At 71.5% G+C, this 24790-nt stretch carries 20 protein-coding genes; 13 read left to right on the top strand and 7 right to left on the bottom strand.

Annotation, left to right across the window (positions count from 1 at the left end):
• Window positions 1-12 precede the first annotated feature (12 nt).
• Complete coding sequence (locus M1R94_RS00545) at window positions 13-780, top strand: class I SAM-dependent methyltransferase (RefSeq protein ID WP_283252716.1); 768 nt, start codon at window positions 13-15, stop codon at window positions 778-780.
• 31 nt (window positions 781-811) lie between these two features.
• Here M1R94_RS00545 and M1R94_RS00540 read toward each other — a convergent pair whose 3' ends face one another.
• Together M1R94_RS00540 and M1R94_RS00535 are read right to left on the bottom strand one after the other, a co-directional pair.
• Window positions 812-1543, bottom strand: a complete 732-nt coding sequence (locus tag M1R94_RS00540) for a FadR/GntR family transcriptional regulator (protein ID WP_249379708.1) — start codon at window positions 1541-1543, stop codon at window positions 812-814.
• A gap of 41 nt (window positions 1544-1584) precedes the next feature.
• Window positions 1585-2916: an L-fuconate dehydratase gene (locus M1R94_RS00535; RefSeq protein WP_249379707.1), complete on the bottom strand. Its 1332-nt coding sequence runs from the start codon at window positions 2914-2916 to the stop codon at window positions 1585-1587.
• A gap of 136 nt (window positions 2917-3052) precedes the next feature.
• On the opposite strand from M1R94_RS00535, the gene M1R94_RS00530 reads away from it, so the two are divergent.
• The 4 genes from M1R94_RS00530 (at window position 3053) to M1R94_RS20195 (ending at window position 9344) form a co-directional block, all read left to right on the top strand.
• Window positions 3053-4075, top strand: a complete 1023-nt coding sequence (locus M1R94_RS00530) for a 2-hydroxyacid dehydrogenase (protein WP_249379706.1) — start codon at window positions 3053-3055, stop codon at window positions 4073-4075.
• 81 nt (window positions 4076-4156) lie between these two features.
• Window positions 4157-4768: a DUF6318 family protein gene (locus M1R94_RS00525; RefSeq protein ID WP_249379705.1), complete on the top strand. Its 612-nt coding sequence runs from the start codon at window positions 4157-4159 to the stop codon at window positions 4766-4768.
• A 271-nt stretch (window positions 4769-5039) separates the two neighbouring features.
• Window positions 5040-5630: a PKD domain-containing protein gene (locus tag M1R94_RS00520; protein WP_249379704.1), complete on the top strand. Its 591-nt coding sequence runs from the start codon at window positions 5040-5042 to the stop codon at window positions 5628-5630.
• 177 nt (window positions 5631-5807) lie between these two features.
• Complete coding sequence (locus tag M1R94_RS20195) at window positions 5808-9344, top strand: rhamnogalacturonan lyase family protein (protein WP_283252714.1); 3537 nt, start codon at window positions 5808-5810, stop codon at window positions 9342-9344.
• Window positions 9345-9410: 66 nt separating this feature from the next.
• On the opposite strand, the gene M1R94_RS00510 is transcribed toward M1R94_RS20195, so the two are convergent.
• The 4 genes from M1R94_RS00510 to M1R94_RS00495 all read right to left on the bottom strand — a co-directional run bounded on the left by M1R94_RS00510 (window position 9411) and on the right by M1R94_RS00495 (window position 14418).
• Complete coding sequence (locus M1R94_RS00510) at window positions 9411-11441, bottom strand: beta-galactosidase (protein ID WP_249379703.1); 2031 nt, start codon at window positions 11439-11441, stop codon at window positions 9411-9413.
• A gap of 82 nt (window positions 11442-11523) precedes the next feature.
• Window positions 11524-11889: a nuclear transport factor 2 family protein gene (locus M1R94_RS00505; RefSeq protein WP_249379702.1), complete on the bottom strand. Its 366-nt coding sequence runs from the start codon at window positions 11887-11889 to the stop codon at window positions 11524-11526.
• Window positions 11890-11950: 61 nt separating this feature from the next.
• Window positions 11951-13093 (bottom strand): MFS transporter, encoded by a 1143-nt coding sequence (locus M1R94_RS00500; RefSeq protein ID WP_249379701.1) that lies wholly within the window; start codon window positions 13091-13093, stop codon window positions 11951-11953.
• 113 nt (window positions 13094-13206) lie between these two features.
• Window positions 13207-14418 (bottom strand): alpha-hydroxy acid oxidase, encoded by a 1212-nt coding sequence (locus M1R94_RS00495; protein WP_249379700.1) that lies wholly within the window; start codon window positions 14416-14418, stop codon window positions 13207-13209.
• A 156-nt stretch (window positions 14419-14574) separates the two neighbouring features.
• On the opposite strand from M1R94_RS00495, the gene M1R94_RS00490 reads away from it, so the two are divergent.
• The 5 genes from M1R94_RS00490 to pip all read left to right on the top strand — a co-directional run bounded on the left by M1R94_RS00490 (window position 14575) and on the right by pip (window position 19491).
• A complete protein-coding gene (locus M1R94_RS00490) occupies window positions 14575-15897 on the top strand; it encodes an ABC transporter substrate-binding protein (RefSeq protein WP_249379699.1) in 1323 nt (440 codons plus the stop codon).
• Window positions 15898-15978: 81 nt separating this feature from the next.
• The gene (locus M1R94_RS00485; protein ID WP_249379955.1) at window positions 15979-16902 is read left to right on the top strand and encodes a carbohydrate ABC transporter permease; all 924 of its coding nucleotides are present in this window, start codon (window positions 15979-15981) and stop codon (window positions 16900-16902) included.
• Between the two features lie 59 nt (window positions 16903-16961).
• Entirely contained in the window at window positions 16962-17816 is an 855-nt protein-coding gene (locus M1R94_RS00480; RefSeq protein ID WP_249379954.1) for a carbohydrate ABC transporter permease, read from the top strand.
• Window positions 17813-18412 (top strand): hypothetical protein, encoded by a 600-nt coding sequence (locus M1R94_RS00475; protein WP_249379698.1) that lies wholly within the window; start codon window positions 17813-17815, stop codon window positions 18410-18412. Before M1R94_RS00480 ends, M1R94_RS00475 begins: the two co-directional genes overlap by 4 nt.
• Before the next feature lie 125 nt (window positions 18413-18537).
• Complete coding sequence (gene pip / locus M1R94_RS00470) at window positions 18538-19491, top strand: prolyl aminopeptidase (protein WP_249379697.1); 954 nt, start codon at window positions 18538-18540, stop codon at window positions 19489-19491.
• 9 nt (window positions 19492-19500) lie between these two features.
• Here the strand turns inward: pip and arfA are convergent, their stop codons facing one another.
• The gene (gene arfA / locus M1R94_RS00465) at window positions 19501-21075 is read right to left on the bottom strand and encodes an arabinosylfuranosidase ArfA (RefSeq protein ID WP_249379696.1); all 1575 of its coding nucleotides are present in this window, start codon (window positions 21073-21075) and stop codon (window positions 19501-19503) included.
• A gap of 153 nt (window positions 21076-21228) precedes the next feature.
• Between arfA and M1R94_RS00460 the strand changes: the two genes are divergently transcribed.
• Genes M1R94_RS00460 through M1R94_RS00450 form a run of 3 tightly spaced genes read left to right on the top strand, consistent with a single transcriptional unit; the run spans window position 21229 to window position 24766 of the window.
• Complete coding sequence (locus M1R94_RS00460; protein ID WP_308199854.1) at window positions 21229-22578, top strand: Gfo/Idh/MocA family protein; 1350 nt, start codon at window positions 21229-21231, stop codon at window positions 22576-22578.
• The gene (locus tag M1R94_RS00455) at window positions 22575-23789 is read left to right on the top strand and encodes a Gfo/Idh/MocA family protein (protein WP_249379695.1); all 1215 of its coding nucleotides are present in this window, start codon (window positions 22575-22577) and stop codon (window positions 23787-23789) included. The genes M1R94_RS00460 and M1R94_RS00455 overlap by 4 nt, the downstream gene beginning before the upstream one ends.
• Window positions 23786-24766 (top strand): DUF6807 domain-containing protein, encoded by a 981-nt coding sequence (locus tag M1R94_RS00450; RefSeq protein WP_249379694.1) that lies wholly within the window; start codon window positions 23786-23788, stop codon window positions 24764-24766. Before M1R94_RS00455 ends, M1R94_RS00450 begins: the two co-directional genes overlap by 4 nt.
• The last annotated feature ends 24 nt before the right edge of the window (window positions 24767-24790 follow it).

The raw sequence follows: 24790 nt of genomic DNA, 5'->3' as shown, positions 1-24790 counted from the left end.
ACGATCGAGGCCATGGTGACGAGCGCCTTCGAGGAGCTGCTGGCCGAGGGGGCCGCCGTCCCGGTCGACGGCTGGGACTTCTCGTGGTTCGACGGTCGCGCGACCGAGGAGCGCCCGGCCTGGGGGTACTCGCGCCTGGTCTCGCAGCGGATGGCGCACGCCCGCTCGGCCCTGGACGTCCAGACCGGCGGCGGGGAGGTGCTGGCCGGGATCGAGGTCGTGCCGCCCCGCCTCGCCGCGACGGAGTCCTGGCCGCCGAACGTGCCGATCGCGCGGCGAGCCCTGGCCCCGCTGGGGGCGAGCGTCCACCAGGTGGCCGACGACGCGCCGCTGCCCTTCGACGACGGGTCCTTCGACCTGGTCGTCAGCCGGCACCCGACCGTCACCGTGTGGTCCGAGATCGCGCGGGTGCTCGAGCCCGGCGGCACCTACCTCTCGCAGCAGGTGGGGCCGCTCACGGCGCCCGAGCTGACCCGCGCGATGCTCGGGCAGGACGTCACGCTCACACCGCGCAGCCCGGGTGTCGCGGTGACTGCGGCGCGCGAGGCCGGGCTCGACGTCGTGGACCTGCGCACCCAGGAGCTGCGGCTGGCCTTCGTCGACGTCGCCGCAGTGGTGCACTACCTGCGCAAGGTCGTGTGGATCGTGCCCGGGTTCAGCGTCGAGCGCTTCCGCCCCCAGCTGCTGACGCTGCACCAGCAGATCGAGGAGTCGGGCGAGCTTGTCGCGCACACCGGGCGGTTCCTGGTCGAGGCGCGTAAGCCCGACCGCTCGCGGTAGCCGTCGGCGCAGCGCGTGGCCGGAGCACCCGTCAGGGCCCCGTCGGGTCCTGACGCGAGCGCAGGAAGTCCTCGACCTCGAGCAGGTGGGCTGCCATGCGCACGCGCGCGCGTCCGGTGTCACCGTCGGTGACCGCCGCCAGGATCGCCTCGTGCTCACCCTGGGTCCGCTCGTCGGCGCCCGCCTGGGTGATGCCGCGCCACAGGCGGTGGCGGGCGGTGCGTCCGGCCAGCGCCTCGATCAGGGCAGCCAGCACCGGGTTGCCCGCGGCGTCGGCGACCGCGCGGTGGAAGGCGACGTCGGCGTCGAGCAGCCGTTCGTGGTGGTCGACCCCGGCGTCGGCGTCGGGGCCGGGGGCCTCGGCCAGGACGCGGGCGGCGTCGTCGAGGGCCGCCCGCGCCCGGACGAGGCTGGGGCCCGCCGCCTGCGTGCGGGAGGCGGCCAGACCTGCGGCCTCGGTCTCGAGCATGCGTCGCACGGCATGGACGTGCAGCGCGTGGCCCGCACCCTGGAGCTCGACGACCAGGCCGAGCGGACCCGCGAGCAGGCTCGGGTCGAGGCTCGTCACGTAGGTGCCGTCGCCCTGCCGGGACTCCACGACACCGAGCACCGACAGAGCCCGCACCCCCTCGCGCAACGAGCCGCGGGACACCTCGAGCCGGGTCGCGAGGTCCTTCTCGACGGGCAGCCGGTCGCCCGGCGAGAGCTCCCCGTCGAGGATCATCCGGGTGATCCCGTCGACCACGTGGTCCGTGCGTGACATGCGAGGAGTATCCCGGACCGGCTCGAGGACGTCGGCCAGGGTCACCGGACGGCGTCGGCGGCCAGACGCCCTGCCCAGTAGGTGCCGTCGGGGAAGCGGAACTCCTCGATCGAGGCGGCGTGCATCTCGGTCGAGTACCCCGGGCGGGAGGGCAGCGCGTACGCCGCGTCGGTGACCAGGCACGGGTCGGTGAAGTGCTCGTGCAGGTGGTCGACGAACTCGGTGACCCGCCCCTCGCGCGAGCCGGAGACCGCGACGAAGTCGAGCATCGAGACGTGCTGGACCATCTCGCACAGGCCCACCCCGCCCGCGTGCGGGCACACCGGGACGTCGAACTTGGCGGCCAGCAGGAGCACCGCGACGATCTCGTTGAGGCTGCCCAGGCGGCCGGCGTCGAGCTGGCAGAAGTCCAGGGCCCCGGCCTGCATGAACTGCTTGAACATGACGCGGTTGTGGCAGTGCTCGCCGGTCGCGACGCCGATGGGTGCCACGCCGCGCTTGATGGCGGCGTGCCCGAGCACGTCGTCGGGGCTGGTGGGCTCCTCGATCCACAGCAGGTCGAACTGGGCCAGGGCGTTGGTCCACTCGATGGCCTGGTCCACGTCCCACACCTGGTTCGCGTCGATCATCAGGGTGCGGTCCGGGCCGATCACCTCACGGGCGATCGAGCAGCGGCGGATGTCGTCGGCGAGGTTCGCCCCGACCTTGAGCTTGATGTGGTTGTAGCCCTCGTCGACGGCCTCCTGGCACAGCCGACGCAGCTTCTCGTCGCTGTACCCGAGCCACCCGGCGGAGGTGGTGTAGCAGGGGTAGCCGGTGGCCTCGAGCTCGGCGATCCGCTCGGCCTTGCCCGGCTCCTTGGCGCGCAGCAGCTCGATCGCCTCGTCGCGGGTCAACGCGTCGGACAGGTAGCGCAGGTCGGCGACGTCGACCAGCTGCTCGGGGGTCATGTCGGCGAGCAGGCGCCACACGGGCTTGCCCGCGAGCCTGCCGGCCAGGTCCCAGGCGGCGTTCATCACCGCGGACAGCGACAGGTGGACCACGCCCTTCTCGGGGCCGAGCCACCGGATCTGCGCGTCCGAGGTGAGGTAGCGGTAGACGGCGCCCATGTCGGCGGTCATCTCGTGCACGTCCATGCCGACGAGGTGGTCGGCCTGCTGGCGGGCCGCGACGGCGACGATGTCGTTGCCACGACCTGTGGTGAAGGTCAGGCCGAAGCCCGCGAGGGGTGCACCGGCGGCGTCGGTGCCGTCGGTGCGCAGCACGACGTAGGCCGCGGAGTAGTCGCCGTCCTTGTTCATGGCGTCCGAGCCGTCGGCGGTGAGGGACGTGGGGAAGCGGACGTCCTCGATCTCGACGCTGGTGATCTTCATGGGTTTCCTCCGTCGTGACGATGAGAGTCTCACCGTATCAGTCATCAGATGAATCCTGGATCCCGATGGGCCCTTCGGCGATCCAGAGGGCGGTAGGCTGCGGATAGATCCGATGTCTCACCGATGGGAGCGCCTGATGACCTACCGCGTTGGCCTGACCGCCGACTGTGCCCGACCCGACGGCTCGACCATCTTCGGTGACGTCGGGATCGACCGGCTCACCGCGGCCGGGCTCGAGTGGGAGGTCATGGCGCCCGCCGTCGGGCACGCCCCCTCGCCCGCGGACCTCGACGGGTACGACGCCGTGCTGTCCTTCGGTCACCTGCACTTCAGCCGGGACCTGGTCGAGGCCACGCCCCGCCTGACGCACGTGGCCCGCTTCGGTGCGGGCCACGACGGCATCGACCTCGACGGCCTCGCCCGGGCAGGCGTGCTCGTGACGAACACGCCGGTCGCGGTCCGTCGACCCCTGGCGCTCTCGGCCCTGACGCTCCTGCTGGCGCTCAGCCACCGGCTGATGGACAACCACCGCGCCGCGACCTCGGGCCGGTGGTCCGACCGCGGGCAGCACCGGGGTCTGGGGCTCGCCGGCCGGACCGTAGGGATCGTCGGGCTCGGCAGCGTCGGGGGAGACCTCGCCGGTCTGGTCGCGCCGCTCGGGGTCCGGGTGGTGACCAACGAACGGGCCGGCGTGCACGAGCGCGCTGCCGCTCTCGGCGTCGAGGTGCTCGGCCTCGAGCAGCTCGCCGCGGAGTCCGACTACGTCATCCTCACCGCCGCGCTCACCGACTCCTCGTACCACCTGGTCGACGCGGCGTTCCTGGCCGCCATGAAGCCCACCGCCTACGTCATCAACGTCGCGCGTGGTGGGCTCGTCGACCAGGCGGCCCTCACAGCAGCGCTGGTCGAGGGTCGGATCGCGGGGGCGGGGCTCGACGTGCTGGACCCCGAGCCACCGTCGGCCGACGAGCCGCTGCTCACCCTGGACAGCGTCATCCTCACCCCGCACGCGCTGTGCTGGACCGCGGACTTCACCCGGGAGGTCGCGACCAGCGTCATCGAGGCGATCATCGACGGCGCGCACGGCCGGCGCCCGGCGCACCCGCTCAACCCGGACGTGTTCGCGCGGTGGCGGCGCACGGCGCGCCCTGCGTCGTAGTCCGGTCAGACGGACGAGCCGCTGTCCACAGAGGTGCGCGAACGGCTGACCCGCGAGGTGGCGCGTTGCTAGGGTCCCCGCATGCGAGCGGGGGGCTTTGTGGTGATTCGTGGTGCTTGCCGGGCGACGGGTGCCGCGGTGGCGGTGGCGGTGCTGCTGGCCGGATGCGCCCAGGAGCCGCGACCACAACCGACCTTCGCCACCCTCGACCCCCTCCCCACCCCCTCGCCGACACCCACCGTCGAACCGGTGACCAAGCCCGAGCGACCCGCCGAGATGGACCGCACCGACGAGGTCGGTGCGGCCGCGGCAGCCGAGTACTTCATGTCCCTCTACCCCTACGTGCTGCAGACCGGCGACCTCACCGAGTGGGACGCGATGACCGCCGCCACCTGCGGGTTCTGCACCAGCACGCGGGACCGCGCCGCGAGGATCCAGCAGTCAGGCGGCTCGTACACGGGTGGGGCGTTCGAGCTCTCTGAGCCGATCGTGCATCCGCTCGACGATCTCGTGGGTGGATATCCGGTCGACCTGGTGGTGCGACAGTTCCCTTCGTCCGAGACCGACGGCTCGGGGAACCTCGTCGCGACGTCGGAGGACTCCACGTCCCTCGCGCAGGTGGACATGCTTCACTACGACGGCACAGGCTGGCATGTGCTCGCCGTGGCGCTGGCCGACTCGAGCGAGGACTGACGTGGGTCGCCTAGCGACCGCCAGCGTCCTCGCGCTCAGCCTCACAGCATGCCCGTTGATCGCCGGCAACGCTCTGGCGCCTTCTCCTCCGGGCGACGGTGGTTGGGGTGCAGGAGCAGACGGCGACGCGGTCCTGGTCAGGGGCAGCTCCAGGGAGATCTCAGCTCGATCGGCCTCCACGTCGGCCACACCGGCTGAGTATCGGCGGGCCGCCGATACCTTCTGCGGGACGAATGACACCGCTCCGACCACGACGTGGTGTGTGGAGGGGGTGGACTCCGGCCCGGTGATCCGGTTCTGCCCCGACGGGACGCAGGCCGACTTCCCGCTCTACCGACGCACCCAGCAACCCGACGGCTCCTGGTCGGGGTGGCAACGCCTCAGCGACGGCGGAGAGAACTGCGACCAGACCCAGACCCCGATCATCCTCAGCGCCGAGGACTTCCAACGCCTGCCCCTGGAACCCTCCCCGATCACCGTCCAACCACCCCACGGCTGGACCCTGGTCAACATCGAGACCATCGTCTCCACCCAGCCCACCCCCCAGACCCTGACCACCACCGTGCTGGAGACCCCCATCACCGTGGTGGCCACCCCCACCACCTACACCTGGGACTTCGGCGACGGCACCCCACCCCTGGTCACCACCGACCCCGGCCTGCCCTGGCCCCACCACACCCTGGCCCACACCTACCCCACCACCGGCCAGTACCCCATCACCCTGACCACCACCTGGACCGGCACCTACCAGACCACCCCCACCGGCCCCTGGCTCACCATCGACGGCCACGCCACCACCACCGCCACCACCGAGCCCCTCGACGTCCTCGAAGCCCGCACCCACCTCGTCGACAGCTACTGACCCACGCCGGTCATTGACGCCGTGACTGGGCCTTGCTAGACATCACCCATCGGGAATGCGCTTCCCGATGCTCTTGAAACGATTCACTCGGTCCATCACCGTCGATCACCGAGGAGGGACGGCGCCGCCCCACCGGCAGTGCCCGTCCCCAGCGGTCAACCCCTGGGAGCCCTACTGATGTCACCTTCCATCCCGCGACGCAGGGCACGCGCCCTGCCCGTCGCACTCTCCGCGGCCGGGGCGCTGGTCCTGTCCGCGCTGGTCGCTCCGACCGCCTCGGCCGAGCCCGCCGCCGAACCCGTGGCCCTGCGCTTCGACTTCCAACCCGCCGGCGCGCCGGTGGCCGAGGGCTTCACCGAGGTCACCCGCACCATGGCCTACTCGCCCGAGGCGGGGTTCGGGTTCACCGACCTCGCCTCGCTCAACGACCGCGACCGCGGATCTGCCACCGACGCGCTGCGCCGGGACTTCGTCCTGCCGCCCGTCGGGACCGGGACCGAGTTCGTCGTCGACGTGCCCGACGGCGAGTACCAGGTCACCACCTGGTCGGGGGACCAGATCGCCTCGAGCCGCACCACCTACACGATCGAGGGGGTCGCCTACGGCGACCAGGGTGCGGGCAGCGGGGTCATCAACGAGCGGGTCTTCGACCCGGTCCTGGTCGAGGACGGCCAGATGACCATCCACGTCGCCGGGAGCTCGCCGCGGCTCAACGGCATCCAGATCCTCTCGGCTCTGCCCGCCCCGACCGGCCTGGTCGTCACGGGTGTGGACACCGCGGCGCCGTCGGTCGCTCTCGCGTGGGACGCCTCGGACCAGTTCGCCGCCTACCGGCTCTACCGCGCGACACCGGGTGGTGAGCCGGTGCTGGTCGTCGAGCAGACCGGCACCACCGCCACCGACACCGACGTCCTGCTCGCCGGCAGCTACGAGTACACCGTGACCGGCCTGGACGCGACCGGCCGTGAGGGCGCGGTGTCAGCCGCCGTCGCCGTCGCGGTCGTCGAGGAGGGCGTCGCCGCCCCGGCGATCCCCACCGAGCTCACCCTGGAGGACATCTCCAAGGACCAGCTCACCTTCACCTGGCAGGGTGACCCGACCGCTCTGGCCTACGACGTCGAGCGGTCCCGCAGCGCCGACGGGCCGTTCACCCCGCTGGCCCGGGTCGACGCACCGACCTACACCGACACCGACGTGCTCACCACGGTCGAGTACCACTACCGGGTCGCGGCGATCAACGCAGGCGGCTCGAGCGGCTTCTCCGAGGTGCTGACCACGCCGGCCGTGACCACGCTGGTCCGCGAGGCCGAGCACCTCGACCGCGCCCCGGTGGCCGTGTCCGTCGACGACGGTGTCTACGTGGGCTGGCGTCAGCTCGGCACCGACCCCGACACCATCGCCTTCAACGTCTACCGCGACGGCACCCTGGTCACCCCCGAGCCGCTCACCGGCTCGACCAACCTGCACGACCCCGCCGGCACGGGCGACTCGGTCTACCGGGTCACCGTCGTCGGTGAGGCCACCGAGGTCGACGCCACCGAGGACTTCGGCGTCTGGGGCGAGCAGCACCTCGACATCCCGCTCGACAAGCCGGCCGACGGCGTGACCCCGGGCGGCCAGGAGTACACCTACATCGCGAGCGACGCGAGCGTCGGTGACCTCGACGGTGACGGCACGTACGAGGTCGTCCTGCTGTGGAACCCGAGCAACGCCCGGGACAACTCCCAGTCCGGAACCACCGGGAACGTCTACATCGACGCCTACACGCTCACCGGCGAGAAGCTGTGGCGCATCGACCTGGGCCGCAACATCCGGGCCGGGGCGCACTACACCCAGCTCATGGTCTTCGACCTCGACGGCGACGGTCGGGCCGAGGTCACCGTCAAGACCGCCGACGGCACGGTCGACGGTGTCGGCACGGTCATCGGCGACCCCGACGCGGACTTCCGGAACTCCGGCGGGTACATCCTGTCCGGACCCGAGTACCTGACCCTGTTCGACGGCCTCACGGGTGAGGCCCTGGACACCGTGGACTACGTCCCGGGCCGCGGCAACGTGGGGGCGTGGGGCGACACCTACGGCAACCGGGTCGACCGCTTCCTCGCGGGCGTGGCCTACCTCGACGGCGAGAGCCCGAGCGTGATCTTCTCGCGCGGCTACTACACCCGGACCGTCATCGCGGCGTGGGACGTCGTGGACAGCAAGCTCGTCCAGCGGTGGGTCTTCGACTCCGACGTGGCCGGCCGCCAGTACGCGGGCCAGGGCAACCACCAGCTCTCGGTGGCCGACGCCGACGGCGACGGCAAGGACGAGATCATCTTCGGTGCGCTGACCATCGACGACGACGGCAGCGTCCTCTACAGCTCGGGTCTGGGGCACGGGGACGCCATGCACGTGGGTGACCTGATCCCCTCACGTCCGGGCCTGGAGGTCTTCAGCGTCTTCGAGTGCATGAGCTGCTCGGGCAACCGGGCCGGCGCCATGCGGGACCTCGCCACGGGCGAGATCATCTGGGACATCGCCGGGGGCCGTGACACCGGCCGCGGCGCCGCGGGGGACATCGACCCGCGTCACGAGGGCGCCGAGTCGTGGGCCATCGGCGGCGACTACGCCTGGAACTCGACCGTCGGGCAGCTCCGGGCGGCGGACGGCACGCTGATCGGCGAGAGCATCCCGGCGGCCAACCACCTCGCCTGGTGGGACGGGGACCTCCTGCGGGAGATCGCCGACCACGACTACGACGCGACGACGGCCACCGGTGTCCCGACGGTCTCGAAGTGGGACTGGGAGAACGCCGAGCAGGTCGAGATCCTTCGACCCGAAGGCGTGCTGACCAACAACACCACCAAGGGGAACCCGTCCCTGCAGGCCGATCTCTTCGGCGACTGGCGCGAGGAGCTGATGTACCGCACGACCGACTCCACGGCCCTGCGCATCTTCACGACCACCGACGTCACCGAGCACCGCATCCGCACGCTGATGCACGACCCGCTCTACCGCCTGGGGGTGGCCTGGCAGAACGTCAGCTACAACCAGCCGCCGCACACCAGCTTCTTCCTCGGTGAGGGCATGCAGACGCCACCGGCGCCCAGCATCCGCACCGTGGGCGAGCACGCCGGACCGCAGGTGCCCGCCGCGGCACCCGGCCGAGCCGTCCTGAGCGACGACAACGGCCACGGCACCGGGTTGCGCGACGGCGACTTCACCGTCACCGCGAACCTGTGGTGGGGGCAGAACGGCACCACGTACCGCCTCTACGAGAACGGGACGCTGATCCACTCCCAGCTGCTCACCGACGCCACGCCCGCGGCCCAGCGGGTCGCGGTCCCGGTGACCGGCCGTACCAACGGCACGTACGTGTACACCGGCGAGCTGGTCAACGCGGCCGGCACGACGGCCACGCAGCCGCACACCGTGACGGTCCGGGACGCCAACCCGGGCCAGGGGGTGCTGTCCCACGACAACTGGGACCGCGACGGTCGCTACACCGTCACCATGAACCTGTGGTGGGGGACCAACGCGACCGTGTACCGGCTGTTCGAGGACGGCCGGCTGGTCGACACCCAGCAGCTGACCGCGGCGACCCCGCGCGCGCAGCAGGCCAGGACCCTGCTCGAGGGCAGGTCACCCGGCACGTACACCTACACGGCCGAGCTCGAGAACGCCGCGGGCGTCACCGAGACGAGGTCCGTCGACGTGCGCGTGGACCGCTAGCGGGACGAGGTGTCCGTCGGGGGTGGGGTCAGCCCCACCCCCGACGCACGTCGGCACCGCGCCGGGTCAGCTCTCCTGCACGACGGCGACGCCGTGGGGGGCGACCCGCACCTCGCCGTCGGCCGCGGTGCCGGTGAGCAGGTCGACACCGCGGGCGGTGACCACCGCCTCCTCGGGGGTGTGGTTGAGCACGAAGAGGAAGCTCGCGTCGGCACCGCCACCGACCTCCCCGCCGCGTCGCCGCACCACCTCGACACCCTCGGGGACGGCGTCGACCACGGGCTGCACGCCGGACTCCAGCAGCAGCGTGTCGGCCAGCCGTGAGGCGCCGACCTCGTCGAGCCGGGTTCCCACGTACCAGGCGTGACCGGTGCCGACGGCGTGACGGGTCACCGCGGGCCATCCGGCGAGCAGCCCGTCGGTGTAGGTGCTCATCGCCTCGGCCCCCACCAGGTGGGTCTTCTCGCTCCACAGGTCGGCGGTCGCGCCGTCGTCCAGGGTGAGTCGCTCACCGGCCTGGAGCGCGTAGAACTCCTCGGTGCGCACCCCGAGCAGCTCACGGAAGGCCCCCGGGTACCCGCCCAGGCGGACCCGGTCGTGCTCGTCGACGATCCCGCTGAAGTAGGTGACCAGCACCGTGGCACCGGCTGCTGCCGCGGCCGCCACGCGGGCGGCGCCGTCGTCGGTCACCAGGTAGAGGGTGGGGACGATGACCAGTCGGTAGGACGACAGGTCCTCGCGGGGCGAGACGATGTCCGCCGTGACCCCGCGGTGCCACAGCTGGCGGTACCAGGCCGTCACCTGGTCGACGTAGGTGACGTCCTGGGACGGGTGGGAGTCGAGCTCGGTGCCCCACCACGCCGGGTAGTCGAACAGGATCGCGACGTCAGCCTGGACCCGGCTGCCACGCACCGGTGCGAGCGCCTTGAGCGCCTGCCCCAGGGTGAGGGTGTTGCGCCAGACGTCGGTGTCGGTGCCGGCGTGGGGGAGCATCGCCGAGTGGAACTTCTCGGCCCCCGCGGCCGACTGCCGCCACTGGAAGAACATCACCGAGTCGGCGCCACGAGCCACGTGGGACAGCGAGTGCCGCAGCATCTCACCGGGGGCCTTGGTGCGGTTGCGCGGCTGCCAGTTCACGGCCGAGGTCGAGTGCTCCATGAGGATCCACGGGTCACCGCCGGCGATGCCCCGGGTGAGGTCGGCGCTGAAGGCCAGCTCGATGTGGGCGGCCGGGTCGTGGGCGCGGGTGTAGTGGTCGTTCGCGACGACGTCGAGGTCATCGGCCCAGGAGAAGTAGTCCATCCACTTGGTGCCCGTGGAGGCCATCAGGTTCGTCGTGGTGGGCACCTGCGGGGTGACCTCGCGCAGCACGTCGCGCAGGGCCCGGTAGTGGGTGAGCAGCTCGTCCGAGGAGTACCGCGCGAAGTCGAGCTGCTGGGTCGGGTTGGCGTAGGTGGGGGCGGTGCGTGGGGGGAGCACCTCGTCGAAGGTGTCGTAGCGCTGGGACCAGAAGGCAGTGCCCCAGGCCGCGTTGAGCGCCTCGACCGTCCCGTAGCGGGCCTCGAGCCAGCGACGGAACGCGACCGCGGCGTCCTGCGAGAAGTCGTGCGGCACGTGGCAGCCCAGCTCGTTGTCGACGTGCCACAGCGCGAGGGCCGGGTGGTCGGCGTAGCGCTCGGCCATGGTGCGGGTCATCCGCAGCGCGTAGTCGCGGAACACCGGTGAGGAGACCGAGTACGCCTGGCGGCCGCCCTGGCCCAGCACGGTGCCGTCGGCGAGCTCGGGCAGGATCTCGGGGTGGTAGCGGGTCAGCCACGGCGGGGGCGAGGCGGTCGCGGTGGCCAGGGCGACCCGGATCCCGGCGGCGTGCAGCCGGTCCAGGACGGCGTCGAGCCAGTCGAAGTCGTACTCGCCCTCGCGGGGCTCGAGCATCGCCCACGAGAAGATCCCGACGCTGACGATGTTCACGCCCGCCTGCTGCATCAGCTCGACGTCCTCGAGCTGGGTCTGGACCGGCCACTGCTCGGGGTTGTAGTCGCCGCCGTACCCGAGCCCCTCGAGGTCGACGGGCCACGGGCGGGTGCGAGGGGAGGTCATGAGGTGGGGAGGTCCTTCCGGCGGACGGTGGCGGGTGACGTCGGCACCACCCTACGGGCGCCGACGACGGCGTTGAAAGGGTTCAGCGCGGGGTCTGCTGGTGCGCGACCAGCCGCCAGCCGGCACCGCGTCGCGCGTAGAGGCTGCTGACCAGCGCCGAGTACGCGGGCTCGTCGCCGCGCGTGGCCCGCACCCGGTAGTGGACCAGCACGGTGTCCGGCCCGACCTCCAGCGCCTCGAGGTCCTCGATCTCGTAGGAGCCCCATGGCTCACCCCCCATCGAGGCCACGACCTGTGACCGTTCGGTGAGCACCAGACCACCCGGGAGGAGCATGACGACCTCGTCGTCGAGCACCTCGTCGTAGAAGGAGGTCGCCGCGGCGCCGCTCGTCGCCAAGGCCCTCCATCCGGCCCTCTCGACGCCGATGACGTCGTCGTGCGTGCTCATCACCCTGTCGTAGCAGACGGCCCGGACGATGGCGAGCCCCGTGCCCGCCGTCGGGCCGGGCTCAGCCCGCCGTGACGCGCGGCGGGCGGCGCCCCTGCACCACGAGGCAGACCCCCACGACGGCGGTCGCGACCAGGGCCAGCGCCCCGGTGACCGCCAGTCCCGCGCGCACCCCGAGCTCCTCGGCGAGCCACCCCTGCAGGAGCCCACCGCAGGCGTGCCCGCCGAGCAGCACGGGCGAGTAGATCGCGAGCACCCGGCCGCGCACCTCCGGGGCCGCGGCGAGCTGGACGTAGGTCGCAGCGCTGGTCAGGAAGAACAGCGTCGCCCCGCCGACGACGGCGAGCATCACCAGGAAGCTCGCATGGGTCGGCATCCAGGCCGCGACCATCTCGGTGAGCCCGAAGACCGCCGCGCCGAGCACGACGGTGCGCATCCGCAACCGACGCAGCCGCGCCGCGACCAGCGCACCGCCCAGGGCGCCGACCGCCGCGATCGAGTTGTACAGGCCGAAGCCGCGTGCGCCGGTCTCCCAGACGCCGTCGGCGAAGGCGGCGAGCACCACCGGTCCGTTGAGGCCCAGAGCGCCCATCAGGCCCGCCAGGACCACGACCCACAGCAGGTGCGGGCGGGCCGCGACGAACGCGAAGCCCTCGCGCAGCTGGCCGCGGGCCCGTACGACGGTCGGTACCCGGTGCAGCTCGGACGGCCGGATCGAGGAGATCACCAGGATCACCGCGACGCAGACCGCGGCGTTGACCCCGAAGGCCCACCCCTGGCCGACCTCGGCGATGACGATGCCGGCCAGGGCCGGGCCGATCATCCCGCCGCCCTGGTTCACGGCGTTGTTCATGCTGATCGCCGAGCGCAGCCGCGAGTCGCCGACCACCTCGTTGACCAGCACCTGGCGTGCGGGCATCTCGACGGCCGCGATCAGGCCGAGCACCACCGCCATGACCCACAGGTGCCACAGGACGACGGCGCCGCTGAGGGTCAGTCCCGCGAGGGTCAGTGCGACCAGCACCGAGGCGGCCTGTGCACCGATGACCAGCCGGCGCTTGTCGTGCCGGTCGGCGATCACCCCGCCGAGCGGGCCGACCAGCAGCAGCGGCAGGAACTGCAGCGCGACCACGACCCCCACGGCCGCCGGGCTGCCGGTGATCTCCAGTACCAGCCAGTCCTTGGCCATGCGCAGCATCCACATGCCGCTGCTGCCGAGCAGCTGGGCGGAGATGTAGAGCCGGAACCCGCGCCTGCGCAGCAGCGGCAGGTCGCGGCCCGGGGGGTCGTGCGGTCCTGGTGGGCCGGTGCGGCCGGTCAGGGGAGTCGGACGTGCTGGGGTCCGAGCTCGGTGACCGAGCTGACACCGAGCAGGGCCATGGTCCGCTGCACCTCACGGGTGAGGATCTCGGCGGCGCGGTCCACGCCGCGCTCGCCGCCGGCCATCAGGCCGTACAGGTAGGCGCGCCCGACCATGGTCGCGTCGGCGCCCAGGGCCAGTGCCGCGACGATGTCGGCCCCGCTCATGATGCCGGTGTCGACCCACACCTCGGTGCGGTCGCCGACGGCCTCGGCGACGTCCGGGAGCAGGCGCAGCGGCACGGGGGCGCGGTCGAGCTGGCGTCCGCCGTGGTTGGACAGGACGATCGCGTCCGCGCCGGCGTCGGTCACGCGCTGGGCGTCCTCGACGGTCTGGATCCCCTTGATGATCAGCGGTCCGTCCCAGCTGGCACGCAGCCACTCGAGGTCGGCCAGCGTCATCGAGGGGTCGAAGAGCTGGTCGAGCAGCTCGGCGACGGTCCCCTCCCAGCTCGAGAGTGAGGCGAAGGTCAGCGGCTCGGTGGTGAGCATGTTGACCCACCAGGCGGGCTTGGTGCCGATGTCGAGCAGCGTCTTGAGGGTCAGGGCCGGGGGGATCGAGAAGCCGTTGCGCACGTCGCGCAAGCGGGCTCCGGCGACCGGCACGTCCACCGTGAGCATGAGTGCCTCGTAGCCGGCGGCCTTGGCGCGGGCCATGAGGTCCTCACCGGCGCTGCGGTCCTTCCAGACGTAGAGCTGGAACCACTTGCGGGCCTCGGGGGAGGCCTCGGCGACCCCTTCGATCGAGGTGGTGCCCATGGTGGACAGCGCGTAGGGGATGCCCCGTCGCCCGGCGACCCGGGCCACGGCGCCCTCGCCCTCGTGGTGCATCATCCGGGTGAAGCCCGTGGGGGCGAAGGAGAACGGCACGGCGGCCGGGCTGCCGAGCATCTGCGTGGTGGTGTCGACCGACGACACGTCGTGCAGGATCGAGGGCCGCAGCTCGAGGTTGCGGAACAGCATGCGGGCGCGGCGCAGGCTGATCTCGGCGTCGGCGGCACCGTCGGTGTAGTCGAAGACCGACCGGGGGGTGCGTCGACGGGCGGCTGTGCGCAGGTCGGCGATCGACAGGGCGTTCTGCAGGCGCCGGGTGGTGGGATCGAGCTCGAGGGGCTTGACCCGCAGCAGCGGCTTGAGGTCGGACCACTTGGGAATCTGTCGCTCGGTCATCTGTGGCTCCGTCGGCACGTGGCGAGTGGGCAGGGGGCTGGTCAGGTGACCTGCACAACGTTATTGTAACGTTTCAGATCCCCTGTTGACTGCACCCGCGACAGGCACCTACCTTCGGAAAGCGCTTTCACCCACTGAGCAAGGAGGCTCATCACGATGAATCGATTCACACTCAAGGCCGTAGGGCTGGCCGCCGCAGCGGCCCTGACCCTGACCGCGTGTGCCGGTGGTGGCGACGACCCCGCCGCCGAGCCCGATCCCACCACCGGTGGCGACGACACCACGCCCGTCACCATCACCTTCACCTGGTGGGGCAACGACGACCGCGCGTCGCGCTACGAGGAGTCCCTCGCGCTGTTCACCGAGGAGTACCCCCACATCACCGTGCAGACCAGCTTCCAGGACTTCCCCAACTACTGGACGGCCCGCGCCACCGAGGCCGCCAGCAGGTCCCTGCCCGACGTCATGCAGTTCGACCTGTCCTACCTGCGCGAGTACAGCGAGAACGGGCACCTCGCTGACCTCAGCACTCACATCGGCAACGAGATCGACCTGAGCGGCTTCGACGACGCGCTGGTCCAGTCCGGCGTCCTGGAGGGCCAGCAGGTCGGCATCCCGACCAGCACCAACACCCTCGCGCTCTTCTACAACCCCGGTCTGCTCGAGCAGACCGGCGTCGAGGCCCCCGCCGAGGACTACACCTGGGAGGACTACAACGAGTTCCTCGCCGCGGTGTCCGACGCCGGTGAGACCACGCCCGACGGGCAGGCCATCTACGGCGGTGCCGACTACACCAACACCTTCTGGTTCTTCCTGCAGTGGCTCGTCCAGGAGGGCGTCACCCCGTTCAACGACGACGGCACCTTCGGCTTCGACGAGTCGCACATGAGCGACTTCCTCGCGCTGACCACCGACCTGCGCGAGGCCGGCCAGGTCTACCCGGTCGACCGCGGCATCCAGCTGCTCCCCCTGGGCGGCTTCACGGTCAACGAGTCCGCGTCGGAGTTCAGCTGGGACAACTTCCTGGCCGGCTACACCGCCGACTCGGGCACCGAGGACATCCAGATGCTGCCCGTCCCCACCGGCAGCGGCGGCGACAAGGCGATGTTCTTCAAGCCCTCGATGCTGCTGTCCAGCGGCGCGAACACCGAGCACCCCGAGGCGGCCGCGACGCTGATCGACTTCCTGCTGACCGACCCCGAGGTCGGTGCGATCTTCGGCACCTCCAAGGGCGTGCCGGCCGACCAGGCCCAGCGCGACGCGATGGTCCTCGAGGAGGGCAGCATCGACGCCACCGTCGTGGAGTACGAGGACGCTGTCGCCGAGCACGTGACCGAGCCCGTCCCGGTCCCGGTCAAGGGCTTCGGCTCGATCGAGGCCGAGTACAAGCGCCTCGCCGAGGAGCTCGCCTACGGCACCGTCACGATCGAGCAGTTCGTCGACTCGTGGTTCGCCGAGGCCGCCATGATGACGCAGTAGCACCTACCTCCGAGCACCTGCCACCACCACTGATCGGACATCACCGTGAGCCTCACACGTGAGGTGACCGGGTCCGGAGGTCTGTCCACCGTCCCGCCGCCCGCCGTCACCCGACGGCGGCGGCGGGCGGCGGAGACCCGGGCCGGTTACGCCTTCCTGACACCGTGGCTGCTGGGCTTCTTCGCCCTGACGGCCGGCCCCATGCTCGCCTCGCTGTACCTGGCGTTCACCAACTACAACCTGTTCTCCTCACCGGAGTGGATCGGCCTGGACAACTTCCGGCTGATGTTCGACGACCCCCGGTTCATCCAGTCGGCCAAGGTCACCGGCATCTACGTGCTGGTCGGCACCCCGGTCAAGCTCGCCGCGGCGCTGGCGGTCGCGATGCTGCTCAACAACACCCGCAGGGGTCAGGGCCTGTACCGCTCGGTGTTCTACGCCCCCTCGCTGATCGGCGCGAGCGTCTCGATCGCCATCGTGTGGAAGGCGATGTTCATCGACCAGGGCATCGTGGACCGCATCGGGCAGCAGCTCGGGATCAGCTGGGGCGGCTGGGTGGGCAACCCCAGCATGACCATGCCGATGTTCGTGCTGCTGACCGTGTGGCAGTTCGGCGCCCCGATGGTCATCTTCCTGGCGGGCCTGAAGCAGGTCCCGGCAGAGCTCTACGAGGCCGCCGCGGTGGACGGCGCCGGACCGGTGCGCAAGTTCCTCAAGATCACCCTGCCGATGCTGTCCCCGGTGCTCTTCTTCAACCTGCTCCTGGAGACCATCCACTCGTTCCAGATCTTCGCCTCGGCGTTCATCATCTCGGGCGGGACGGGTGGCCCGGCGGGCTCGACACTCTTCTACACCCTGTACCTCTACCAGCGCGGCTTCGTGGACTTCCGCATGGGCTACGCCTCGGCCATGGCCTGGGTGCTGGTCCTGGTGGTCGGCATCATCACCTTCGTGTTCTTCAAGACCTCGAAGTCGTGGGTCCACTACTCGGGGGAGACGAAGTGACCATCGCCAACGTCCCGGTCGGTTCGGTCGAGCCGACGTCCGAGGAGCGCAGCGCGGCACTGCGCCGTCGCAACCGCTCGACCGAGCGCACCAAGTCCGTGCTGTTCCACATCGGCGTCCTGGCGGTCACCGCGGTGGTGCTCTACCCGGCGCTGTGGATGTTCATGTCCTCGCTCAAGCCCACGTCGGACATCGTCGGCAACGTCAGCCTCATCCCCGACAACGCGTCCCTGGCCAACTTCGCCAAGGCCCTCGAAGGCATCGGGGGGGTCTCGTTCTGGACCTTCTTCAAGAACTCGATGATCCTGGCCGTGGCCTCGGTCATCGGGATCACGCTCTCGGCCTCGGTCAGCGCCTACGCCTTCGCACGCATCGAGTTCCCCGGGCGCAAGGTGTGGTTCTCACTGATGATCGCCACGCTCCTGCTGCCCTTCCACGTCGTGATCATTCCGCAGTACATCATCTTCAACAATCTCGGCCTGGTGAACACCTTCGTGCCGCTGCTGATCGGCAAGTTCCTGGCCGCCGAGGCGTTCTTCGTCTTCCTCATGGTCCAGTTCATGCGCAACCTGCCCCGCGAGCTCGACGAGGCCGCACGCATCGACGGCGCGGGGCACATCCGCATCTTCACCGCGATCATGCTGCCCCTGATGAAGCCCGCCCTGGTCACCTCCTCGATCTTCGCGTTCATCTGGTCGTGGAACGACTTCTTCGGTCCCCTGCTCTACCTCAAGGACCCGGCCCTGTACCCGCTGCCCATCGCGCTGCGGCTTTTCGTGGACCAGACCTCGACCTCCGACTACGGTGCGCAGATGGCCATGGCCGTGCTCGCCCTGATCCCCGTCCTGCTGTTCTTCCTGGTCTTCCAGCGCTACCTCGTCGGCGGCGTCGCCACCCAGGGCCTGAAGGGGTGACCGAGCCGTCCGCGCCCCAGGGCGCACTCGTGGGGCGCGGAGCACGCTTCGCGCTCTTCGGCGAGGTGCTGCTCGTGGGGGTCGTGGTGCTCCTGGCATCGCTGCCGCTGGTCACGGCGGTGCCGGCGGTCGCTGCCGGGGTCGTGCACCTGCGCCGGCACCTGCTCGGTGGCGCCGACTCGCTGGGTGACCTCGCGGGCGACCTGGTCAAGGCCGTGCGCGACCTGTGGCCGGTGGGCGTGCTGCTGCCCGGTGTCCTGCTGCTGCTGGGCTACAACCTGTGGCTCGCCGGGACGGGCGTGCTGCCGGGCGGGTCAGCCGTCGCCACGGTGAACGCGGTGGTGGCGACCGCCGTGACCGTCGTCGCGCTGCGGACCGCCGGGGCGTGGGCGCCCGGGCAGAAGGTGATCCCCACGGTGCGGGCCGCTGCGCGTCGCACGGTGCGCGACCCGGTCGGATCGCTGCTGCTCGTGGTCGCGATGGGCATGTGCGGGGTCCTGGTCTGGATGCTCACGCCGTTGCTGCTCGTCGTCGGCGGGCTGCTCGTCCTGGCGGTGCTGGCCGTCGAGAACCGCTGGGCACTCACCCCCCCCTGACCGGACCACTGCTGACCGGGCTGCTCCTGCGGTCGGGCTGCTGCCGGTGATGCGCTTCGAGAAGCAGCTCAGGCCCCGGGGGTCGCGCGCTAGCAGCCCTCCGCGCACGGGGTGAGGATGGGCTGATGATCACCCGCTTCCCTCCGATCGAGCCTTACGACACCGGGATGCTCCCCGTCGGGGACGGGCACGAGATCCACTGGGAGGTCTCGGGCAACCCGTCGGGCAAGCCCGCGGTCTTCCTGCACGGCGGACCCGGCACGGGTAGCTCGGCCGGGGCGCACCGCAACACCGACCCGACCGTCTACCGGATGGTCGTCCTGGACCAGCGGGGGAGCGGGCGCAGCCGGCCGTCGGCCGGTGCGGACGACGTCGACCTCTCCACGCAGACCACGGCCCACCTGATCGCCGACCTCGAGGCGCTCCGCGTGCACCTCGGCATCGAGCGCTGGCTCGTGATCGGGGTCTCCTGGGGCTCGACGCTCGCCCTGGCGTACGCGCAGCAGCACCCCGACCGGGTCAGTGAGCTGGTGCTCGCGGCGGTGACCACCACGACGCGCGCCGAGGTCGAGTGGATCACCCGCTCGATGGGCAGGATCTTCCCCGAGGCGTGGGAGCGGTTCGTGACCGAGCTGCCCGAGGGCGACCGCGACGGCGACCTGGCGGGCGCCTACTCCCGCCGGCTGGCCCACCCGGACCGTGCCGTCCGCGAGAGCGCGGCCCGGGCCTGGTGCGACTGGGAGGACGTGCACGTCTCGTTGGCCCCCGGTGCGGGACCCGACCCACGGTTCGACGACGCCGAGTTCCGGCTGCTGTTCGCGCGGCTCGTGACCCACTACTGGAGCCACGGGGCCTTCCTGCGTGAGGGTCAGCTGCTGCGCGAGGCTCACCGTCTGGCCGGCATCCCCGGGGTCCTCATCCATGGCCGCCACGACATCTCCGGCCCGCTCGACGTCGCCTGGCACCTGCACCGGGCGTGGACGGGCAGCGAGCTGCACGTGATCGAGGACGCCGGGCACGGCGGGCCTGGGTTCGCGGAGACCCTGGTCGGGGCCCTCGCCCGCCTCGCCGGGCGCTGACCGGGCGGGTCAGGGGGTGCGGGTCGCGGTCCCGTGCCAGGCGGTCCAGGACTCGGCGGCCAGCACCAGGGTGGTCGATCCGTCGGTCCGGGCCGACGGCTCGGCCGGCTCGCCCAGGCACGCGACCGCGACCTTGGCGGCGTGCTCGGGTCCCTCGACCGCGGGCTCGTGGTCGGCGAGGAGCTCGGTGCCGCCCTCGAGCTCGACGACCAGGCCGGGGTGCTCGACGGTGACCTCGACGGGCTCGGCCGAGCGGTTGACCAGGAAGAGGGCGAACGCTCCGCTCGCCTCCTGATCGGCGTCCTGGTGACCAGCCGCACCCTCGCGCGGCCCGTCCCAGGTCGCGGCGGCGGTGACGAGCGGTACCTCGCCGTGCCGGGCGGTGGTCACGGTGGGTGCCTGGACCCGCAGGTCCATGGCCCGGCCACGCGCGTGCCGGGCGGTGACCGCGAAGGGGTGGAAGGTCGGCTGGCGCCAGGCCGGGCCGCCGGGCTCGGTCATGATCGGGGCGATGACGTTGACCAGCTGGGCCAGGCAGGCCACCGGGACGCGGTCGGCGTGGTTGAGCAGCGTGACCAGCAGGTCGCCGACGACCACGCCGTCCAGGGCCGAGTAGACGTCCTCGATGATGCGCGGGGCGTCCCGCTGCAGGGGCAGGTTCTTCTCGCCGACGAAGCGCGACTGGAGGTACCAGACGTTCCACTCGTCGAACGAGAGGGTGATCTGCTTGTCGGAGCGGCGTTGGGCGGCCACGGCGTCGGCCGACGCCACCACGCGTCGGATGAACCGGTCCATCGACGTGCCCGAGGCCAGGAAGCTCGCGCGGTCGCCGTCGTGCTCCTCGTAGTAGGCGTGCATCGAGAGGTGGTCCACGACGTCCCAGGTGTGGGACAGCACGACCCGCTCCCAGTCGCCGAAGGTGTCCATCTCCATCGAGGACGAGCCGCAGGCCACGAGCTCGATGCTCGGGTCGACGAGCTTCATGGCCTTGCCGGCCTCGGCGGCGAGCTTGCCGTACTCGTGGGCGTCCTTGTGGCCGATCTGCCAGGGGCCGTCCATCTCGTTGCCCAGGCACCAGAGCCGCACACCGTAGGGCTCGGTGCGGCCGTTGGCGATGCGCAGGTCGGCCCAGCGTGACCCGGCCTCGCCGTTGCAGTACTCGACCAGGGCTGCGGCAGCGGCGACCCCGCGGGTGCCGAGGTTGACCGCCATCATCGGCTCGATGCCCTCGCGCTCGGCCCACTGCAGGAACTCGTCGGTGCCGACCTCGTTGGGCTCGATGGTGCGCCAGGCGAGGTCGATGAACGGCTTGCGCTCCGCGCGCGGGCCGACGCCGTCCTCCCAGACGTAGTTGGAGACGAAGTTGCCGCCCGGGTAGCGGACCATCGTGACGCCCAGCTCGCGGGTCAGGTCGGCCACGTCGCGCCGGAAGCCGTGCTCCTCGGCGGTGGGGTGGCCCGGTTCGTAGATGCCGGTGTACACCGCCCGACCGAGGTGCTCGACGAACGAGCCGAAGAGCCGTCGGTCGACCTCGCCCACCGTGTACCCGGGATGCAGCAGGACGGTGGCGCGGGCGTTCGTCATCGGGGCCTCGTTCGGTGCGACCGGTCGGTGGACCTCGATTCAATCGATTCGTTTACATCGATGTCAAACGGTGGGCACCTGTAGGGTGAGACTCCGCGGGAAGGCGCTTTCCCAGCCGCCGAGCCCACCCACCCCTCACGACCAAGGACGCGCGTGACTCACCGACGACGCAGGTACGCGGTGGCCGGCACCGGCCACCGGGCACAGATGTACATCGACGCGATCCTCGGCGAGCACGCCGACGTCGCCGAGCTGGTCGCCTGGTGCGAGCCCAACCCCGGTCGCATCGACCACTACGACGCCCAGGTGGCCCTCGCAGACGCCGCAGCAGGGCGGGCGGAGCGGACCCTGCCCCGCTACGCCCCCGACGGGCTCGAGCAGATGATCGGCGACCACCGGGTCGACGTCGTGGTGGTCACGAGCCCCGACGACACCCACGCCGAGATGGTCTCGCGCACGCTCGCCGCCGGGGCCGACGCCGTGGTCGAGAAGCCGCTGACCATCGACGCCGAGGGGTGCCGCACCATCACCGGTGCGGTCTCGTCCACCGGCCGTGACGTCGTCATGACGTTCAACTACCGCTACGCCCCGCGCAACAGCTCGCTCAAGGAGGTCATCGCCTCGGGCCAGATCGGCACCGTGACCTCGGTGCACTTCGAGTGGGCGCTGGACACCGTGCACGGGGCCGACTACTTCCGCCGCTGGCACCGGCTCAAGGACAGGTCCGGCGGCCTGCTGATCCACAAGTCCTCGCACCACTTCGACCTGGTCAACTGGTGGCTCGGCGACACCCCCGAGCGGGTCTACGCGAGCGGTGCGCTGCGGTTCTACGGCGCCGAGGCGGCTGCCGAGCGGGGCATGGGCCCCAGGCCCGCGCGCGGCACCGACGCCCCCGAGGACCCGTGGTGCCTCGACCTCAACGCCGACCCCCGGCTCAAGGCCCTCTACCTGGACACCGAGCACCACGACGGCTACCTGCGCGACCAGGACGTCTTCGGCCCCGGCATCACCATCGAGGACACCATGGCCGTGCTCGTGGACTACCGCGGCGGCGCGACCCTGACCTACTCCCTCAACGCGCACTCCCCCTGGGAGGGCTACCGGGTCACCGTCAACGGCACCGCGGGCCGAGCCGAGCTCGAGGTCGTCGAACGGGGCTCGGTCGAGCTCGACGAGCACGGCCGCGCGATCCTGGACCCCAGCGCCACCCCCGAGGCCTTCGCGGGCGACACCCTTCGCCCGATCGGGGACCGGCTGCTGGTGCAGAAGCACTGGGAGCGGGCCACCGAGCACCCCATCCCCGACGGCATCGGCGGTCACGGTGGTGGCGACGCCATCCTGCTCGCGGACGTCTTCCGCGGCGCAGGCCCCGACCCCCTGGGACGCCCGGCGGGCTACGTCGACGGGGTGCGGGCGGTCGCGGTCGGGATCGCCGCGAACCGATCGATGGCGACCCGGCAGGCCGTCGCCATCGCCGACCTGGACCTGGGGATCGAGCTGTGAGCCGGACACCCACCCTCCCGCGCCGCCGCACCCTCGTGGTCGGCACGGGCGGCATCGCCGGTGCCCACGCAGCGGCCGTGGCCGCGCACGCCGGGCGGGCCGACGTCGTGTGCGGGGTCGACCTGGACCCCGCGCGCGCCGAGGCCTTCGCGGTGCAGCACGGCCTGGCGGGGTGGAGCACCGACCTCGCCGCGGCACTGCAGGGGACCTGGACCGCGAGCACCACCGGGACCGACGACGCACCGTCGACCCCCGTCGACCCCCGCCCGGACCTCGCGCACATCTGCACCCCGCCCGGCTCGCACGTCCCGCTGGCCGTCCAGTGCCTCGAGGCGGGCGTCCCTGTGCTGCTCGAGAAGCCTCCCGCGCTCAGCCTCGCCGAGGTCGACGAGCTGCTCGCCGTCTCGCAGCGCACCGGGGTGGACGTCGCCGTGGTCTTCCAGCACCGCTTCGGCTCGGGGGCCCTGCGCGCCCGTGCGCTGCTCGAGGCGGCCGGAACCCGTGGGCTGGGCGAGGAGCCCGGGGTGCCCACGGGGATCGGCCGACCGCTCGTCGCGACCTGCCACACGCTCTGGTACCGCGACGCCGACTACTTCGCGGTGCCGTGGCGCGGGCGCTGGGAGATCGAGGGTGGCGGTCCGACGATGGGCCACGGCATCCACCAGTTCGACCTGCTGCTCGCGCTGCTCGGTCCGTGGGCGGAGGTCACCGCGATGGCCGGGCGCCAGGCCCGTGACACCGCCACCGAGGACGTGTCGATGGCCGTGGTGCGGTTCGCCGGGGGAGCGCTCGCCACCGTGGTCAACTCGGTGGTCTCACCGCGTCAGACCTCCTCGCTGCGGATCGACACCGAGCGCGCGACCCTCGAGGTCGAGCACCTGTACGGCTACGGCGACGAGGACTGGACCTTCACCCCTGCCCCCGGCCACGAGGACCTCGCCGCGCTGTGGATCACCGACCCTGCGGCCCCGCGCAGCAGCCACTCGAGCCAGGTCGGTGCGCTGCTCGACGCGATGGACGACGACGCCCCGCTCCCGGTCACCCTGGCCGAGGCGCGCGACACCCTGGAGCTGGTCGCGGCGATCTACGCCTCGGCGTTCACCGGGCAGGTGGTGCGCCGCGGCGACATCGGCCCCGGGCACCCCTTCTACCCGCGCATGGACGGCACCGGGGCACCCTGGGCCGCACCCACCGAGGAGGACCACGCATGAGCACCACCCCCGCGCCGCGGCGCGAGCGCACCGCCCTGACCGTGCGGCACGACGTCGGCTGGTCGGTGCAGGTCGCCCACCAGGGGCAGGACCTGCTCACCTACGTCTACGCACCCGACGACGTGCAGCTCGAGTCGCCGCGGCCCTACTTCCACCCCCTGCACACCGTGGGTGGTGACCTGGTGAGCCTGTTCCGTCCGCACGACCACGTGTGGCACAAGGGCATCGCGTGGTCGCTGCCCAACGTGGGGCCGCACAACTTCTGGGGCGGGCCCAACTACGTCCACGGGCAGGGCTACGTCCAGCTCGACAACGACGGCTCGATGGACCACGAGCGGTTCACCGCGATGGACGTGACCGACGACCGCGTGCACGTCGCCCACGACCTGGTGTGGCGCACCCAGCCCGCCGAGGGCCAGGAGACCGGCACGGAGGTGGTGCACGAGGCGCGCGCCTTCGCGGTCACGGTGCCCGCCGACGACGTGTGGGTGCTGACCTTCTCCTCGACGATCACCAACGTCAGCGACGAGCAGCTCGACATCGGCTCGCCCACCACGAAGGGCCGCGAGAACGCCGGGTACGGCGGGCTGTTCTGGCGCGGCCCGCGGTCCTTCACCGGGGGCACGATCCTGGCGCCCGGGACGGCCGGCGGCGAGGAGGTCCGGGGCACCCGGGCCGAGTGGATGGGCTTCACCGGCCAGCACGACCAGACGGCGCGTCACTCGACCCTGGTGATGGTCGACGACACCACGAACCCGCAGCACCCCCCGCAGTGGTTCATGCGCAACGAGTGGTTCGCAGGGGTCAACCCGGCACCGTTCTTCAGCGAGGAGGTGCCCTTCGGCCCAGGGGAGTCGCTGACCTTCCGCTACGCCGTGGTGATCGCCGACGGCGCCGCGGACCCCGCCCGGGGCGAGGAGCTCGCGGCGTGGGGTCGGCAGGCGCTCGCGGCCTGGTCCGCGGGACGTGAGGGCTGATCGGCGTGGGTGCACCGGGTGACC

It is taken from the genome of Actinotalea alkalitolerans, from assembly GCF_023369855.1.
Classification (GTDB): Bacteria; Actinomycetota; Actinomycetes; order Actinomycetales; family Cellulomonadaceae; genus Actinotalea.
Note: the sequence above shows the minus strand (reverse complement) of the source record. Positions and strands in the feature narration are given on the sequence as shown.

Bases quoted from the DNA above. Each gene is read 5' to 3' on its own strand.
- M1R94_RS00545 (WP_283252716.1), top strand. From the start codon at position 13: ATGGTGACGAGCGCCTTCGAGGAGCTGCTGGCCGAGGGGGCCGCCGTC.
- M1R94_RS00540 (WP_249379708.1), bottom strand. From the start codon at position 1,543: ATGTCACGCACGGACCACGTGGTCGACGGGATCACCCGGATGATCCTC.
- M1R94_RS00535 (WP_249379707.1), bottom strand. From the start codon at position 2,916: ATGAAGATCACCAGCGTCGAGATCGAGGACGTCCGCTTCCCCACGTCC.
- M1R94_RS00530 (WP_249379706.1), top strand. From the start codon at position 3,053: ATGACCTACCGCGTTGGCCTGACCGCCGACTGTGCCCGACCCGACGGC.
- M1R94_RS00525 (WP_249379705.1), top strand. From the start codon at position 4,157: ATGCGAGCGGGGGGCTTTGTGGTGATTCGTGGTGCTTGCCGGGCGACG.
- M1R94_RS20195 (WP_283252714.1), top strand. From the start codon at position 5,808: ATGTCACCTTCCATCCCGCGACGCAGGGCACGCGCCCTGCCCGTCGCA.
- M1R94_RS00510 (WP_249379703.1), bottom strand. From the start codon at position 11,441: ATGACCTCCCCTCGCACCCGCCCGTGGCCCGTCGACCTCGAGGGGCTC.
- M1R94_RS00505 (WP_249379702.1), bottom strand. From the start codon at position 11,889: ATGAGCACGCACGACGACGTCATCGGCGTCGAGAGGGCCGGATGGAGG.
- M1R94_RS00500 (WP_249379701.1), bottom strand. From the start codon at position 13,093: ATGTGGATGCTGCGCATGGCCAAGGACTGGCTGGTACTGGAGATCACC.
- M1R94_RS00495 (WP_249379700.1), bottom strand. From the start codon at position 14,418: ATGACCGAGCGACAGATTCCCAAGTGGTCCGACCTCAAGCCGCTGCTG.
- M1R94_RS00490 (WP_249379699.1), top strand. From the start codon at position 14,575: ATGAATCGATTCACACTCAAGGCCGTAGGGCTGGCCGCCGCAGCGGCC.
- pip (WP_249379697.1), top strand. From the start codon at position 18,538: ATGATCACCCGCTTCCCTCCGATCGAGCCTTACGACACCGGGATGCTC.
- arfA (WP_249379696.1), bottom strand. From the start codon at position 21,075: ATGACGAACGCCCGCGCCACCGTCCTGCTGCATCCCGGGTACACGGTG.
- M1R94_RS00450 (WP_249379694.1), top strand. From the start codon at position 23,786: ATGAGCACCACCCCCGCGCCGCGGCGCGAGCGCACCGCCCTGACCGTG.